This is a genomic window from Methylobacterium sp. WL116 (assembly GCF_008039455.1).
GTDB lineage: Bacteria > Pseudomonadota > Alphaproteobacteria > Rhizobiales > Beijerinckiaceae > Methylobacterium.
Genome location: NZ_VRUV01001043.1, coordinates 1 through 667 on the forward strand (window position 1 = coordinate 1; position 667 = coordinate 667).

A 667-nucleotide genomic window follows, 5' to 3' on the forward strand; every position below is an offset into this window, starting at 1 on the left:
GCGCCCTGCAGAACATCCGCCAGGCGAGCCAGCAGACCGCCGCCGGCACCCGCGAGGTCGAGGCGGCCTCGGCCAACCTCACCGAGCTCGCAGGAGCCCTCATGGCCCTCGCCGAACGCTACCGGCATTGACCGGCGGGCGGACGCCGTGACCGACATCCGCCAGCTGCTGCTCGCGGCCTTCGAGGTCGAGCACCGCGAGCACATCGATGCGATCCGCGCGGCTCTGGGAGCCGACGGCACCGGCCGCGCGCCCGACTGGAACGACATCTTCCGCCGGGCCCACAGCCTCAAGGGCGCGTCCCGGGCCGTCGACCTGCCGCCGGTCGAGGCGGTGGCGCATCGCCTGGAGAGCCTGTTCGAAAAGGTCTCGGCCGGCGCCGCCCTCGATCGCGAGGCCAGGAACGCGACCCATCTCGCCCTCGACCGCATCGAAGCCTACGTCGCCGGGATGAAGGCCGACCCGGACGTCGCGATGCCGGCCGACGCCATCGCGGCGCTCGACCGCTGCCTCGCGGGCGCCCGGGCACCGGACGCGACGACACCCTCGCCGGCGGAGATCGAGCCGCCGGTCGAGGCCGAACCGCCGGTCTCGGCAAGACCGCCCGCCGAGCCGAAATCCGCCGCGCCCTCCTCGCCCGCTGCGCCGCCGTCCGGCGTCGAGCCGG

General features: G+C 75.1%; 1 protein-coding gene. It reads left to right on the forward strand.

What is annotated here, in order from left to right; translation table 11 throughout:
* Positions 1-147: 147 nt before the first annotated feature.
* Positions 148-667 (forward strand): Hpt domain-containing protein (locus FV223_RS29300; RefSeq protein WP_187276305.1); only part of this gene is annotated, 520 nt, incomplete at its 3' end.